This is a genomic window from Thalassospira profundimaris, assembly GCF_003326675.1.
In the GTDB taxonomy this organism is placed as follows: Bacteria; Pseudomonadota; Alphaproteobacteria; order Rhodospirillales; family Thalassospiraceae; genus Thalassospira; species Thalassospira aquimaris.
On sequence record NZ_JPWF01000018.1, the window covers coordinates 48449 to 61734 of the forward strand.

Below are 13286 nucleotides of genomic sequence, written 5' to 3' on the forward strand. Positions count from 1 at the left end.
GCATCGCTGACACGCCAGACAGGAAGAAAGCATGACTGTACTTGCCAAACCGAACATGACCAACCATTGGATGCCGTTCACCAATAACCGTATGTTCCGCGAAGAACCGCAAATGTTCGCCAAGGCCAAGGGTGTCACATACTGGACACCGGAAGGTCGTGAAATTCTTGATGGTGCGTCCGGTCTGTTTTGCTGTGCGGCCGGCCATGGTCGCCCGGAAATTGCCGACGCGGTTCACAAGCAACTTTCGACACTTGATTATTCCCCGCATTTTCAGCGTGCCGCACCGGTTTCCTTTGAATTTGCCGAAAAGCTTGCTGGCATTCTGCCCGATGGCATTGATCGCGTGTTCTTTGCCGGTTCCGGTTCCGAGGCCGTCGATACCGCAATGAAGATGTGCCTTGCCTATCACCGGGCAACAGGCAATGCACAACGCACGCGCTTTGTATCACGTGCCTGGGGATATCACGGGGTCAATCTTGGTGGCACATCATTGGCCGGAATGGTCAATAACCGGCGTGATTTTTCCGGTATCACCTGTGACGTGGTCCATATGCGCCACACCTGGACCGAAGAACAGCGCTTTACCCGTGGTCAGCCGGAAACCGATGCCGATCTTGCCAATGATCTTGAAGAAATCTGCAAGACCTATGGCGGGGATACGATTGCTGCGGTCTTTGTCGAACCGATTGCCGGATCGATTGGTACCATCGTTCCGCCAAAAGGCTATCTCGAACGGCTTCGTGCCATTTGCGATAAATACGGCATTCTTCTTGTCTTTGACGAAGTGATTACCGGTTTTGGCCGTACAGGTTCTGCTTTTGCCTCCCAGGAATTCGCGGTAAAGCCGGATCTGATCACCATGGCCAAGGCCCTGACCAACGGCGCCATTCCAATGAGTGCGGTTGCCACCAGTGCCGAAATTCAGGCCGCCGTGTTCGAAGCAGCAGGCGATGCCGACCGCCCGGAATTCTTCCACGGATATACCTATTCCGCCCATCCGGTTGCCTGTGCCGCCGGGATTGCGGCGCTTGATATCTATGCCAGTGAAGGTCTGTTTGACCGTGCCAAATCCCTGTCGGCACATTTCCTTGATGGCGTGTTTGGCCTGCGCAACCTGCCCCATGTATCCGACTTGCGCGGCTATGGCATGATGGCGGGTATTCAGCTGACACCGGGCAAGGCGCCGGGTGAAAAAGGAAGCTGGGTCCAGCGCGAATTGTTCAAGGAAGGCCTGCATGTCAAGGCAACCGGGGACGCCCTGATCTTTGCCCCGGCACTGGTCAGCACCGAAGAAAACATCAACGACATGATTGCCATCCTGCAAAAGGTTCTTGGCACCCAGATTTAATGGGCTGACTTTCGATCTAGGGATCGCGCCTTAACCGGTCGCGGTCCCTTTTTGCATGTCAGTCGCCACCGCGTGGATCGCATCGCGAAGCTGCCCAATCCCGGCGGCAATCAGGTCCTTGTCAATTGCGGCAAAGCCCAGCCGCAACCGGTTACGCGGTGCAGTGTCTTCGTTGGCATAATGCACATCGCCCGGTTCAACCAGCACACCACGCTTGGCTGCTTCGCGGTGAACCGACCATGCATCCATCCCCTGTGGCAATATGACCCAGACGGCCGACCCGCCGGTGGTTGCGGTGACATGAATGTCGGGCAACTGTCTGGACAATTCCGATTGCATGATTTGCCATTTTTCAGACAGACGATCCCGTGTCCGGCGCAGATGGGCATCAAGATGCCCTTCGCCGATAAACAGCGCCATGGCGCGCTGATCCTGTGCGGATGGGTGGCGATAGCTCAGCCGCCGCAAAGCCCGAAGCTCCTTGATCAGTTCGCTATCGGCCAGAATGTAGCCAATGCGCAATCCCGGGAACATCAGTTTGGTCAAGCTGCCGATATAGATGATGTGGCCCGAATTATCATAGCTTTTAAGCGCCGCACGTTGATGGCCAAGATAGTTCAGTTCGTGTTCGTAATCGTCTTCGACAATGATGAAGTCATCCTGGCGGGCCCGTTCGACAATTTGCAAACGACGATCAAGTGACATGGTGACACTGGTCGGGCATTGATGCGAAGGCGTGGTATAGACGACATCGCAATCGCGCAATTGCGCGGAACTTGCCAACCCTTCGCTATCAATCGGCAATGGCACGATATCCGCACCCGTGGCCCCGAATATATTACGGGCATCAACATAGCCCGGATCTTCAACCCCGACCTTGCGCCCTGCCCCGGCCAATAATTGCCCGACCAGAAACAGCGCATTTTGCGCCCCGATGGTAATCAGCAACTGTTCAGGATGCGCACGCAAACCGCGATGGGGAAGAATGCGGGTGATGATTTGTTCGAGCAGTTTCGGGTCATCCATATCGACCTGATCACCGACCCAGCTTTGCGAATGGGCGAGACTTCCGGCCAGACGCATGGAATCCCGCCAGCGCGATATGGTTGCCTTGTCCGGGGCCACCTGCCCGTAAATAAACGGATAGGGAAAATCACGCCAATTGGCGGGCTTTACGATGTTACGTGCCTTTGACGGACGGAACTGCAAATGCCGGTTCCAAAGATCCGGATCACGTTGCGGGGAAAACAGCGATGCGGTTCTGGTGTCCACACTGAGGCGAAGCTGTTGACGAATATATTGTTCATTGACGAAATGCCCGCGCCGCCAAACTGCTGTCAAATAGCCGTCATCCAGCAATCGCTGATAAACCAGCACCACCGTATTGCGCGAGACCTTCAACGCCGAGGCCAGATCACGGGTCGATGGCAATGGTTCGTGCGATGGAAGTCGTCCTTCCAGAATCGCATCGACCAACCCCTGATGGAGCTGCTGTTGCAGGGTTTGACCACTGATCGTCGGGTCTTCCAGACGGATATCTAGCATCGGGTACTACCGGTTTCTTTTGGCACTGCAACAGACTAGCCGCACTGGCACCATAGTTTTTGCCTTGTGGCTCTATTACTAGAGTAACCGGCAGTTATACCATTTTGTCAATGACCTAGAATGCGAACCAGAACCGTAAACCAATACGGTCGGTCCAGGGAGAGATGTCTGTCAGGGGGGCGCATAGTGCGCCGCACAAAAGGGAAAAATCCCGGCTATCAGGAGACATACGGATGACCAAGTTCAACTCCGGCCCAAAAATCAACCGGCGCACACTTCTTAAAGGTTCGTTGGCCGCCGGTTCTGCGCTGGCCATGCCAGCCATCATCAGCAGAAGTGCCCTTGCCTCTTCGGGCGAGATCAACATTCTGATGTGGTCGGACTATCTGCCCGAAACTTTCCTTAAATCATTCACCGATGCCACCGGTATCAAGGTCAATTACACCGGCATCGGTTCGAACGAAGAAATCATCAACAAGCTGAAAGCATCCAAAGGTCGCGGCTTTGATATCGTCTCGCCGACCAACAACCGTGCGCTTCAGTGGAAAGCACTTGAGCTGCTTCAGCCGTTTGACATGACCAAGATCGCCATTGATGCCGTCAACCCGGCCATGGGCAAGATCGGCAGCACCGACTGGGGCTTTGTTTCCGGTGAAACATTCTGGCTGCCACATATCTGGGGCACCGAAGGCATGGCATGGCGCACCGACCTATTCAAGCCGGACGGCATGTTCCCGTCTTATGGTGATGTCTGGTCCGAAGCCAATGCCGGCAAAACCATGGGCCGCGCGCATTCCATGATGCTGGGGGCCGGTCTTTACATGGAAACCATTGGCGAGCTTGAGCCGGGCGACATGTGGAAAGCCTACACCTCCGAAGATGCCATGCGTCCGATCTGGGACAAGGTTTCGGAATTCTGCATTGCGCGCAAAGGCAATATCAAACTGCTTTGGAATGATGCCGACACGCAGAAAAACGGTCTTCTGAACGAAGGCGTGATTGTTGGTCAGACCTGGGATGGTCCGCCGCTTGCGCTTAAAACCGCGGGTGAGCCGGTCATGTATCGTGCCCCGAAAGAAGGTGCAATGGCATGGGTCGACGGCATGGCAATGCCAACCGGTGCGGCCAACACCGAACAGGTTTACGAGTTCATCAAATATGCCTTCAAGCCGGAACTGGCAGGCGAGGCGATTGACCATCATGGTTACAACTCGCCGGTTCTCGGTGCTGACAAGTTCGCGGGCGAAGCCTATGCCAAGAACTTTGCCGATGCCTATCCGGGCGATGCACTTGCCAAGCTTAACCCCTGGCCGTCCGAACCGCAGTGGTATGCCGATATCCGTACGGAATATGCAAACCGCTTCGAAAGTGCTGGCGTCTAGGACATTTCCGTATCAGGGCGGCACGGCACAACCGCGTGCCGCCCTTTTCCGTTTCCAGTTTCAGAATACCGAACTGCTGCCGGTCTCCCGGCTGGCAGGGTTATGACATTTGCAGGGGTTGGCACCTTTATGACCAAAGAGATTTCGCTTGAGCATGTTTGGGTCGAATTCGGCGAATTTACTGCCGTCCAAAAAGCTAACCTTAACATTGCCGGGGGCGAGTTCTTTTCGTTCCTGGGGCCGTCGGGCTGTGGCAAGACAACCTTGCTGCGCTGTATTTCCGGTTTTCAGGAACCCACGCGCGGGCTTGTCAAAATTGGCGGCAAGGATATGAAGGGTGTCGGCCCGAACAAACGCCCGACCGCCCTGATTTTCCAGAACCTTGCCCTGTTTCCATTGCGCTCGGTTGCCGACAATATTTCATTCCCGCTTGAAGTCCGCGGGGTCGACAAGAAAACCCGGCGCAAGCGTGCCGATGAATTGCTTGAACTGATTGCCCTTCCCGGTCAGGGCGACAAGAAAGTCAGCGAACTTTCGGGCGGCCAGAAGCAGCGCGTTGCCATTGCCCGCGCCCTTGCCGTCGAACCCGATATTCTTTTGCTGGATGAACCGCTATCCGCACTTGATCTGAAATTGCGCCAGCATATGCGCACCGAATTGCGCGCCATCCAGAAACAGGTTGGGCTGACCTTTATCTATATCACCCATGATCAGGGCGAAGCTTTGACCATGTCTGACCGTATTGCAGTCATGAACAAGGGCAAGATCGAACAGATCGGTGATGGCAAGACCATCTATGACCATCCATCAACCAGCTTTGTCGCATCCTTTGTCGGCGAGAATAACGTTCTTGAAGGCACGGTTTTGACCAATGACGGCAAGATGATGCAAATCGATGCCGGCCTTGGCACGCTTTTCCATGTCGAAAGCCACCCGGCTGGTGGTCCGGCCCTTGCCCCCGGTGATGCCTGTCAGCTGTTTGTAAGGCCCGAGGCCCTTAAGATTGCCAAGAGTGACAACAGCCTCAATCAATTTGAAACCCGGTTCGTCACCGAAGAGTTTGAAGGCAATATGCGTCACATTGTCCTTGATGCCCAAGGCAAGAAGCTGAAGCTTTCACTGATCAATGACGGCACCCACAGCATCGGCGCCAGCGCACCGGTCAAACTTGATTTCGCACCGGCACTTGGCATCGCGCTGAAACCCGGCGAACTGGCCAGCGCGTAACAAGGGGTGCTTATCAATGCGTGATTTGTTTTATGACCTTGTGAAACGCAACGGGATGGCTGTTTCCATCTATCTGATGGTGGCGGTCAGTTTGTGGGTGTTTCTTCTGATTATTCTGCCCCAGTTAACCATGCTGGATTATTCGTTCCGCTTTAATCTGCCGCCGGGCAAAATCGGCGGACCGGAAGACGTTTATACCCTTGATCAATATCGGTATTTCTTTCAGGGCAGCGGATCATCGGGCGGGTTGAATACCCTTGATATCGGCATCCTGTTCAAAACATTGATGTCGGCGGTATTTGTAACGGTCTTTGATCTTTTGATCTGTTATCCGGTGGCGTTTGTTCTGGCGAAATCATCGACCGGGGCGAAGGCACGGTTACTGGTTCTTGCCCTTATTGTTCCTTACTGGATCAACGAAATCCTGCGTGCCTTTGCCTTTCGCATCCTGTTTGGCAGCACGGGCGTGATCAATGAAGTCGGCATGGGACTTGGTCTGTTTGACAGTCCGGTTGATTTCATCCGCGAAGATGTCGCGCTTTATGCCGGGCTTGCATATGCCTACATCCTTTTGATGATCTTCCCGCTTTATAACGCGATTGAAAGCCTTGATCGCAACCAGATCGAAGCCGCACAGGATATGGGGGCGAACTGGTGGCAGGTCCATTCCAAGGTCGTCATCCCCTATGCCAAGCCGGGGATTGCATCCGGCATGACCATGGTCTTTATGCTGACCGCCGGGGCGTTGGCTGCACCGCAAATTCTGGGTGGTCCTTCGAACCTTTGGTTCACGCAGCTTGTCTATCAATGGTTCAATTCCGGGGGTAACTGGCCGCGTGGATCGGCCTATGCGATGATCCTGCTTGTGGTGTGTATTGCGCTTGTTCTTCTGACCATGCGGATCTTCAAGGTTTCCATCGGGGAGATCAAACGATGAAGATCAAATCCCCAACCGCAGTGATCCCCGGCATTTATCTGGCGCTGTTCTTTGCCTATTTGTTCGGCCCCCTGATCATTATGGTGATCACGGCGTTCAATTCGTCCAACTTCCCGCGTGTCTCGCCATGGGAATGCTTTACCACCGACTGGTTTGGCAAACTGGTGGCCGATGACAAACTGATCGAAGGTCTTGGCAATTCGCTTTTGATCGGTGTCGGTGTGGTCGCCGTTGCCATTCCGATTGGACTGGCCGCCGCCATCATGCTTTCGCAGGTTGGGCCAAGATTGCGCGCATCCCTTTACACGATCTTTATCGCGCCAATCCTTGTGCCCGGCGTGGTGATCGGTCTTTCGACCCTGATTTTCTGGGATCGGATCGGGACGTTTTTCAACGCGCCTTATGAAAGCTTTTTCTATGACGGCACGTTTCTGACCATCTTTGGCCAGGTCACCTTCATTGCCGCCTATTCCATGCTGGTGTTTTTATCGCGTATCCAGCGGTTTGACACCACCCTGACCGAGGCGGCCCTTGATATGGGGGCGACACCGACACAGGCCTTTGTCAAAGTGCTGTTGCCGTTCATGGCCCCGGCGATTGGTTCGGCAACTGTCCTTGCGTTTCTAGCATCGCTTGAAAATTACAACACCACCGTTTTCACCATCGTTTCAAGCAGCACCTTTACCACGGTTCTGTCGTCAAAGGTGCGATATGGCCTTGATCCATCAATCTCAGCCGTTGCGGTAATCATCATTTCCATCACTCTGATCGGGGCGATCATTTATGAATGCCGCAACCGGTATCATTCCAAGGGATGGTCATTGGTGGTTGCCGAACGTCCGGTGCTTAAGGTTGCGACCCATCCGGGATCCGTTGCCGCCGTTCTGGGCCTTCTGGCAATCGGTGCGGTTCTGTTTATCCAGAACCATGATTCCAGTGCCTGCACCGCGCAAATTCTGGAAGACAAACGCGCCATCCAGCAAAAGCTGATGGAACAGCAATCCCTTGATACGCCAGCAGTCACACCGGCCCCGACGACGCCGAAACTGGGCCCGCTTGGCGGGGAAGATACCGGTGGCACAAGTGCCCCAAGCCCGTTTGGCGGAAATGCTGGCAGCATCTTTAGCCCGGAAAACTTGTCGGGATCGGCAGGCAGCACACCATCAACATCAGATGCCCCGACGTCGCCCCCATCTTCGGGCGTCGGCGGGATATTTGCCCCGGAGAACCTGACAGGTTCGGGCGCGAATTAGGGGGCACATTTCCCCCGCACACAAGAACGACAAAGGGCAGCATCACGCTGCCCTTTGTTCATCAGACCAAGATCATTCCGATCAGTTCGGAATAACGGCCGTGCCTTCGATCTCGAGCAATGCTTCGTCTTCGACAAGGGCACTGACCACGACCATGGTCATGGCCGGGAAATTCTTGCCAAGAACATCGCGGTACGCGCGGCCAACTTCGCGCTGTTTGGCAAGATATTCCTGTTTGTCGGTGACATACCAGGTCAGGCGGGTCAGATGTTCGGGTTTGCCACCCGCTGCATCAAGAACAGCAGCGATATTTTTAAGCGCCTGTTCCATCTGTCCGACAAAATCCTTGGCAACGAAGACCTGATCTTCGTTCCAGCCAATTTGTCCGCCGATATACAGGGTGGCACCTTGTGCAAGCACACCGTTTGCATATCCCTTGGGCTCTTTCCATCCGTCTGGCTGAACGATTTTATGCATTGTTTTCTACCACTTGATTGATTTCTTTTTCGATTTTGGCACGCAAATCATCTGGCCATGCCACTGACTTTCCGGCCCCTTTTTTGGTAAAGACCAGTGTTACCGTTGTTTTCAGGCGTTGCTCGTCACCTGCGAAAGCTGCAATTTCCAGCTCAAGACTTGATCGTCCGATCCGCATCGGTTCCAGACGAAATTCCAGCTGATCACCCAACATGCTTGGCGCGGTAAAGGCGATGGTCAGCCCCGCGGTCGGGACTGCTGCCTGCATCGGACCATGCATGGTCGGAAACCCGCATCCGATGACCGTGTCAAACCATTCCTCGACCGTCGCATTCACCATCTCGAAATAGCGCGGATAAAAGACAATCCCCGCCGGATCGCAATGTTGAAACAGGACTTTCTGCCGATAGGTGAAAATAGCCATATCAGACCCCCAGATACCGGTCGGCCAACTCGTCGGTCAGCTCGTTCACGGCACCAGTCCATGCCGTGACGCCCTTTTCAACGACGACATAGCGATCAGCAACCCCTGAAAGTTCCTTAAGCGACTTGTCGACCACAAGGATCGTCAGGCCCGACTGTTTAAGCTGATTGATCGCCGCCCAGATTTCCTGACGCACCACGGGGGCAAGCCCCTCGGTTGCTTCATCAAGGATCAACAAACGCGGATTGGTCATCAATGCGCGCCCGATGGCCAGCATCTGCTGTTCGCCGCCCGAAAGGGTCATGGCCTTTTGATCCCGGCGTTCGGCAAGGCGCGGGAACAGTTCGGCGACCTTGTCAAAATCCCATTCACCGGGACGGGCCGCAGCGATCAGGTTTTCAGTAACACTTAGACGGGCAAAGCACCGGCGACCTTCGGGCACCAGACCAAGGCCAAGGCGGGCCGCCTTGTGCGATGGCATCTTTGCAAGGTCGTGACCGGCAAAACGGATCGACCCATCACGATGTTCCATCATGCGACAGATGGTTTTGATCGTGGTGGTTTTGCCCATGCCGTTACGGCCCATAAGGGCAACCGCTTCGCCCTCATTGAGCGTCAGATCAATGCCAAACAGGGCCTGCGATGCGCCGTAAAATGCAGTAACGCCACTCAGTTCGAGAAGTGCAGTCATATCAGGCTTCCTCCCCGAGATAGGCACGTTTGACATCTTCGTTGCCACGGATTTCATCAACCGTACCGGTCGCGATAATCCGGCCATAAACCAGCACCGAAATCCGGTCGGCGAGTGCAAAGACCGCATCCATGTCATGTTCGACCAGAAGGATCGGGGCCTGTGTACGCAAACCATCAAGGAAGCCGGTCAGACGTTTGGAGCCCTCAGGCCCCATACCGGCCATAGGTTCATCCAGAAGGAACGCCTTGGGTTCAAGCGCAAGGGCAACCGCCATTTCAAGCTGTCGACGTTCGCCGTGTGAAATATCGGCCGCACGCATCTGCGCACGATCAGCAAGACCAACACGTTCAAGCTGCGCCATCGCCGGTTCGACCAGTGACTTGTCACTCAGAACCGGACGGAAAAAGCGAAACACCTTTCCACTGACCGACTGGCGCGCAAGCATCACATTTTGCAGAACCGAGAATTCCGGCATCAGGGATGACACCTGAAACGTTCTGGCAAGTCCCATGCGCGAACGGGCAACCGCATCAAGTTCGTTGATCTTCTGACCGTCGAAATGAATGTCACCGCTGTCGGATTTGATTTCGCCCGCGATCTGCTTGATCAGGGTCGATTTCCCGGCCCCGTTCGGACCGATCAGGGCATGAATTTCGCCTTTGCGAAGATCAAGGGTCACATCATCACTGGCTAGCAGAGAACCGAACTGTTTGGTGATGTTTGACAGCGAAAGAATGGCATCAGGCATGTTTACGCTCCCCGGCCAGAACACCGACCAAACCACCGCGGGCAAACAGCACCACGATCAGCAACAACACACCAAGCGGGAGCTGCCAGAATTCCCAGACACTGCCAAGCAGATGTTCAAGGATGATATAAAGTGCCGCACCTGCAAGCGGACCGAACAAACGTCCAACCCCGCCCAGAATGACAAAGATCATGATTTCGCCCGACATGTGCCAGGACAGCATTGTCGGACTGACAAAGCGATTAAGATCGGCATAAAGCGCACCGGCAAGGGCCGTAATCATTGCCGAAATCACAAAGGCAACCAGACGAATACGGAACGGTGCAATGCCCACCGCGGTCATGCGTTGCGGGTTCTGACGTGCCCCCTGAAGGGCAAGACCAAAGCGCGACCGGATCAGTACCGCCGAAAACAGCATCACGATCCCCAGCATTACCGCACAAAGGGCAAAGAAGCTGATCGGATCAAGGGTATTGATCCCCGGGAAGCCGTTGCGCACATAGATCGACAATCCGTCTTCGCCACCATAGGCCGGCCAGGAAATGGCGAAGTAGTAAATCATCTGTGCGAAGGCCAGCGTGATCATAATGAAATAGACACCACTGGTCCGAAGCGTGATCGCAGCAATCGCCAATGCGACAAGTGCGGAGACCACAAGGGCAACAATCCAGATTACAATCATCTGGGTCGTGCCTTCGATCAGGAACGGGCTTTCCATGATCGGTTCATAATTCAGCGCGTGGCTGGCAAGAATGCCTGCGGCATAGCCGCCTATGCCAAAGAACGCCGCATGACCGAATGACACAAGGCCACCAAAACCAAGAACAAGGTTAAGCCCCACACCGGCCATGGCGAAGATAGCCACCTTGGTCGCAAGGGTAATGATGAAAGGTTCATTCATCCCCATCGCAATGACCGGCACAGCCACAAAGGCAACGGCAATGATGGTGTTGATAAGTGTTTCGCGGTTCATTGTCATATCAGGCTTCCGTCCCGAACAAACCGCTTGGACGCAGGAACAAAACCAGCGCCATCACGATATAAATCAACATGGATGCAAGTGCCGAGCCGACAGCCGTGGCACTGGACGGGTCAAGGAAGGTCGCAAAGGCATGCGGCAACAGGAAACGGCCCATCGTGTCGGTAAAGCCGACCAGAAGGGAACCGATCAAAGCCCCCTTGATCGAACCGATCCCGCCAATGACGATGACAACAAAGGCCAGAATAAGCACCGGCTCGCCCATGCCGACCTGAACCGACTGGGTGGTACCGACAAAGGCACCTGCAAGACCGGCAAGCGCCGCACCAAGGGCAAAGACAACCGTATAAAGTTGATCAATATTGACCCCGAGGGCCGCAATCATGCCACGATCCGCCTCGCCCGCACGGATGCGGACACCCAAACGGGTCTTGCCAATCAAAAGGAACAGGCCCACCGCCACGACAAGACCGGCAATAATGATCGCCAACCGGAAAATCGGATATTCAAGCGCGCCGGGCAGGACCACCGTCCCGGTCAAAATATCCGGAACGCTGAGGAAAAGCGGGAAGGAACCGAAAATCCAGCGGGTTCCTTCGGAAAAAACCAAAATAAGGGCAAAAGTCGCCAACACCTGATCAAGATGATCACGGTTATACAAGCGGCGAATAATCAGCATTTCGACCAGCACACCGGCAAGGGCGGCCGCCATCAGGCTGGCAACAAGACCAAGCCAGAATGAACCGGTCCAGGCAGCAACAGCAGCACAGGCAAATGCACCAACCATATAGAGCGAGCCATGGGCCAGGTTAATCAGCCCCATCACACCGAAAACAAGCGTCAGTCCGGATGCCATCAAAAACAACATCAATCCCGACTGAAGGCTGTTTAACAGCTGCTCCAGGAAAAGAGAGAACATTATTGGAAACTCCGTCACAAGGTGGTCGGGGGCCGGTCTTTAACCGGAACCGGCCCCCGCCGTCTTGTCAGCCCGTGATTACATCGAGCATTCCGACGCATAGGCATCGGCATGGTCAGAAAGCGCAATACCAACGATTTTGTTGGTCAGAACATCGCCTTCCTTGACGACTTCACGAACATAGATGTCCTGGATCGGATGCTGGTTCGGACCAAAGACGAACTTGCCGCGTACCGAACTGAAGTCGGCTGCACGAAGCGCATCACGGAAAGCTTCCTTGTCGGAAATGCTTGCCTTGCCCATTGCCGAAAGCAGCAAATTGGCAGTATCGAAGCCATAAGCAGCATAAAGCGACGGCAGGCGACCATATTCGGCCTGGAAGGTTTCGACGAATGCCTTGTTGGTGGCATTGTCGATGTCTTTCGACCAGTTCGAGGTATTCTTGAAGCCGATTGCATCATCGCCAACCGCACCAAGGATGCCCTGATCCATCGAGAATGCCGGACCGATCAGCGGGATGTTCACACCGGACTGTGCGTACTGTTTCATGAACGCAATGCCCATGCCGCCCGGAAGGAAGAAGAAGACGCTGTCTGCACCCGATGCGCGGATCTGGGCGATTTCAGCGGCATAGTCGGTCTGACCAAGCTTGGTGTAAATTTCTTCGGCAACGTCACCCATGAAGAAGCGCTTGAAACCGGCAAGGGAATCTTTGCCTGCCGGATAGTTCGGCGCAAGGATGAAGGCGTTTTTGTAACCGGCACTCGAAGCATAGCCACCGGCTGCTTCATGCAGGTTGTCGTTCTGATAGGAAACGCTGAAATAGTTGGCGTTGCAACCTTTGCCAGCCAGCTGCGACGGTGCCGCGTTAACCGACAGATACAGCTTGTCCTGGGCAACCGCAGACGGCACAACTGCCATCGCAAGGTTCGACCAGATGATGCCGGTCAGAACGTCTACTTTTTCCTGCTGGATCATTTTGTCTGCAAGCTGAACAGCAACGTCCGGCTTGCGCTGATCGTCTTCGATGACGACCTGCAGATCCGGATTGTTGGCCTGTTTGACTGCCAACATAAAGCCGTCACGTGCATCGATACCAAGGCCCGCACCACCGCCCGAAAGCGTCGTGATCATACCAACCTTGACCGGTTCTGCCTGCGCTGCACCGGCTGCAAACAAAGCAGCAACTGCTGCGATGGTTGTCTTCATACCCTTCATTTAAGCCTCCGTGTTAATACATTCAGTTTTTAGCAACACGTTGATCCCACGACATTTATGTCTTTTTGCGTCGTGGTTCTTGTGAACCTGATGCCTGCCCCTGATTTTGCAGTATTTGCATCGGGTCCGTCC

13 protein-coding genes are annotated in these 13286 nt (G+C 54.6%); 5 read left to right on the forward strand and 8 right to left on the reverse strand.

Features of this window, described 5'->3' with window-relative positions:
- The first annotated feature begins 31 nt into the window (after window positions 1–31).
- On the forward strand, window positions 32–1351 hold the full coding sequence (gene aptA, locus TH19_RS19715; protein WP_114104075.1) for an omega-aminotransferase AptA: 1320 nt from the start codon (window positions 32–34) through the stop codon (window positions 1349–1351).
- 30 nt (window positions 1352–1381) lie between these two features.
- On the opposite strand, the gene pdxR is transcribed toward aptA, so the two are convergent.
- A complete protein-coding gene (pdxR, locus tag TH19_RS19720) occupies window positions 1382–2896 on the reverse strand; it encodes a MocR-like pyridoxine biosynthesis transcription factor PdxR (protein ID WP_114104076.1) in 1515 nt (504 codons plus the stop codon).
- A 233-nt stretch (window positions 2897–3129) separates the two neighbouring features.
- On the opposite strand from pdxR, the gene TH19_RS19725 reads away from it, so the two are divergent.
- The 4 genes from TH19_RS19725 to TH19_RS19740 all read left to right on the forward strand — a co-directional run bounded on the left by TH19_RS19725 (window position 3130) and on the right by TH19_RS19740 (window position 7695).
- Entirely contained in the window at window positions 3130–4278 is a 1149-nt protein-coding gene (locus TH19_RS19725; protein WP_114104077.1) for a substrate-binding domain-containing protein, read from the forward strand.
- Window positions 4279–4407: 129 nt separating this feature from the next.
- Entirely contained in the window at window positions 4408–5505 is a 1098-nt protein-coding gene (locus TH19_RS19730; protein WP_114104107.1) for an ABC transporter ATP-binding protein, read from the forward strand.
- A gap of 16 nt (window positions 5506–5521) precedes the next feature.
- The gene (locus TH19_RS19735; RefSeq protein WP_114104078.1) at window positions 5522–6442 is read left to right on the forward strand and encodes an ABC transporter permease; all 921 of its coding nucleotides are present in this window, start codon (window positions 5522–5524) and stop codon (window positions 6440–6442) included.
- On the forward strand, window positions 6439–7695 hold the full coding sequence (locus TH19_RS19740) for an ABC transporter permease (protein WP_114104079.1): 1257 nt from the start codon (window positions 6439–6441) through the stop codon (window positions 7693–7695). The genes TH19_RS19735 and TH19_RS19740 overlap by 4 nt, the downstream gene beginning before the upstream one ends.
- 81 nt (window positions 7696–7776) lie before the next feature.
- On the opposite strand, the gene TH19_RS19745 is transcribed toward TH19_RS19740, so the two are convergent.
- From TH19_RS19745 to TH19_RS19775, 7 genes are all read right to left on the reverse strand, one after another.
- Window positions 7777–8172 (reverse strand): RidA family protein, encoded by a 396-nt coding sequence (locus TH19_RS19745; protein WP_114104080.1) that lies wholly within the window; start codon window positions 8170–8172, stop codon window positions 7777–7779.
- The gene (locus TH19_RS19750; protein WP_114104081.1) at window positions 8165–8596 is read right to left on the reverse strand and encodes an acyl-CoA thioesterase; all 432 of its coding nucleotides are present in this window, start codon (window positions 8594–8596) and stop codon (window positions 8165–8167) included. The genes TH19_RS19745 and TH19_RS19750 overlap by 8 nt, the downstream gene beginning before the upstream one ends.
- Window position 8597: 1 nt before the next feature.
- Window positions 8598–9287: an ABC transporter ATP-binding protein gene (locus TH19_RS19755; RefSeq protein WP_114104082.1), complete on the reverse strand. Its 690-nt coding sequence runs from the start codon at window positions 9285–9287 to the stop codon at window positions 8598–8600.
- Window position 9288: 1 nt separating this feature from the next.
- The gene (locus TH19_RS19760) at window positions 9289–10038 is read right to left on the reverse strand and encodes an ABC transporter ATP-binding protein (protein ID WP_114104083.1); all 750 of its coding nucleotides are present in this window, start codon (window positions 10036–10038) and stop codon (window positions 9289–9291) included.
- Complete coding sequence (locus TH19_RS19765) at window positions 10031–11017, reverse strand: branched-chain amino acid ABC transporter permease (RefSeq protein ID WP_114104084.1); 987 nt, start codon at window positions 11015–11017, stop codon at window positions 10031–10033. The genes TH19_RS19760 and TH19_RS19765 overlap by 8 nt, the downstream gene beginning before the upstream one ends.
- 1 nt (window position 11018) lies before the next feature.
- Window positions 11019–11936, reverse strand: a complete 918-nt coding sequence (locus TH19_RS19770) for a branched-chain amino acid ABC transporter permease (RefSeq protein ID WP_181846494.1) — start codon at window positions 11934–11936, stop codon at window positions 11019–11021.
- A gap of 78 nt (window positions 11937–12014) precedes the next feature.
- On the reverse strand, window positions 12015–13154 hold the full coding sequence (locus TH19_RS19775; protein WP_114104085.1) for an ABC transporter substrate-binding protein: 1140 nt from the start codon (window positions 13152–13154) through the stop codon (window positions 12015–12017).
- Window positions 13155–13286 lie beyond the last annotated feature (132 nt).

What these genes read in the sequence shown, in the direction of transcription:
- TH19_RS19745 (WP_114104080.1), bottom strand. Translation starts at nt 8,172, where the DNA reads ATGCATAAAATCGTTCAGCCAGACGGATGGAAAGAGCCCAAGGGATAT.
- pdxR (WP_114104076.1), bottom strand. Translation starts at nt 2,896, where the DNA reads ATGCTAGATATCCGTCTGGAAGACCCGACGATCAGTGGTCAAACCCTG.
- TH19_RS19755 (WP_114104082.1), bottom strand. Translation starts at nt 9,287, where the DNA reads ATGACTGCACTTCTCGAACTGAGTGGCGTTACTGCATTTTACGGCGCA.
- TH19_RS19765 (WP_114104084.1), bottom strand. Translation starts at nt 11,017, where the DNA reads ATGACAATGAACCGCGAAACACTTATCAACACCATCATTGCCGTTGCC.
- TH19_RS19725 (WP_114104077.1), top strand. Translation starts at nt 3,130, where the DNA reads ATGACCAAGTTCAACTCCGGCCCAAAAATCAACCGGCGCACACTTCTT.
- TH19_RS19740 (WP_114104079.1), top strand. Translation starts at nt 6,439, where the DNA reads ATGAAGATCAAATCCCCAACCGCAGTGATCCCCGGCATTTATCTGGCG.
- TH19_RS19770 (WP_181846494.1), bottom strand. Translation starts at nt 11,936, where the DNA reads ATGTTCTCTCTTTTCCTGGAGCAGCTGTTAAACAGCCTTCAGTCGGGA.
- TH19_RS19735 (WP_114104078.1), top strand. Translation starts at nt 5,522, where the DNA reads ATGCGTGATTTGTTTTATGACCTTGTGAAACGCAACGGGATGGCTGTT.
- TH19_RS19750 (WP_114104081.1), bottom strand. Translation starts at nt 8,596, where the DNA reads ATGGCTATTTTCACCTATCGGCAGAAAGTCCTGTTTCAACATTGCGAT.
- TH19_RS19775 (WP_114104085.1), bottom strand. Translation starts at nt 13,154, where the DNA reads ATGAAGGGTATGAAGACAACCATCGCAGCAGTTGCTGCTTTGTTTGCA.
- TH19_RS19760 (WP_114104083.1), bottom strand. Translation starts at nt 10,038, where the DNA reads ATGCCTGATGCCATTCTTTCGCTGTCAAACATCACCAAACAGTTCGGT.
- TH19_RS19730 (WP_114104107.1), top strand. Translation starts at nt 4,408, where the DNA reads ATGACCAAAGAGATTTCGCTTGAGCATGTTTGGGTCGAATTCGGCGAA.
- aptA (WP_114104075.1), top strand. Translation starts at nt 32, where the DNA reads ATGACTGTACTTGCCAAACCGAACATGACCAACCATTGGATGCCGTTC.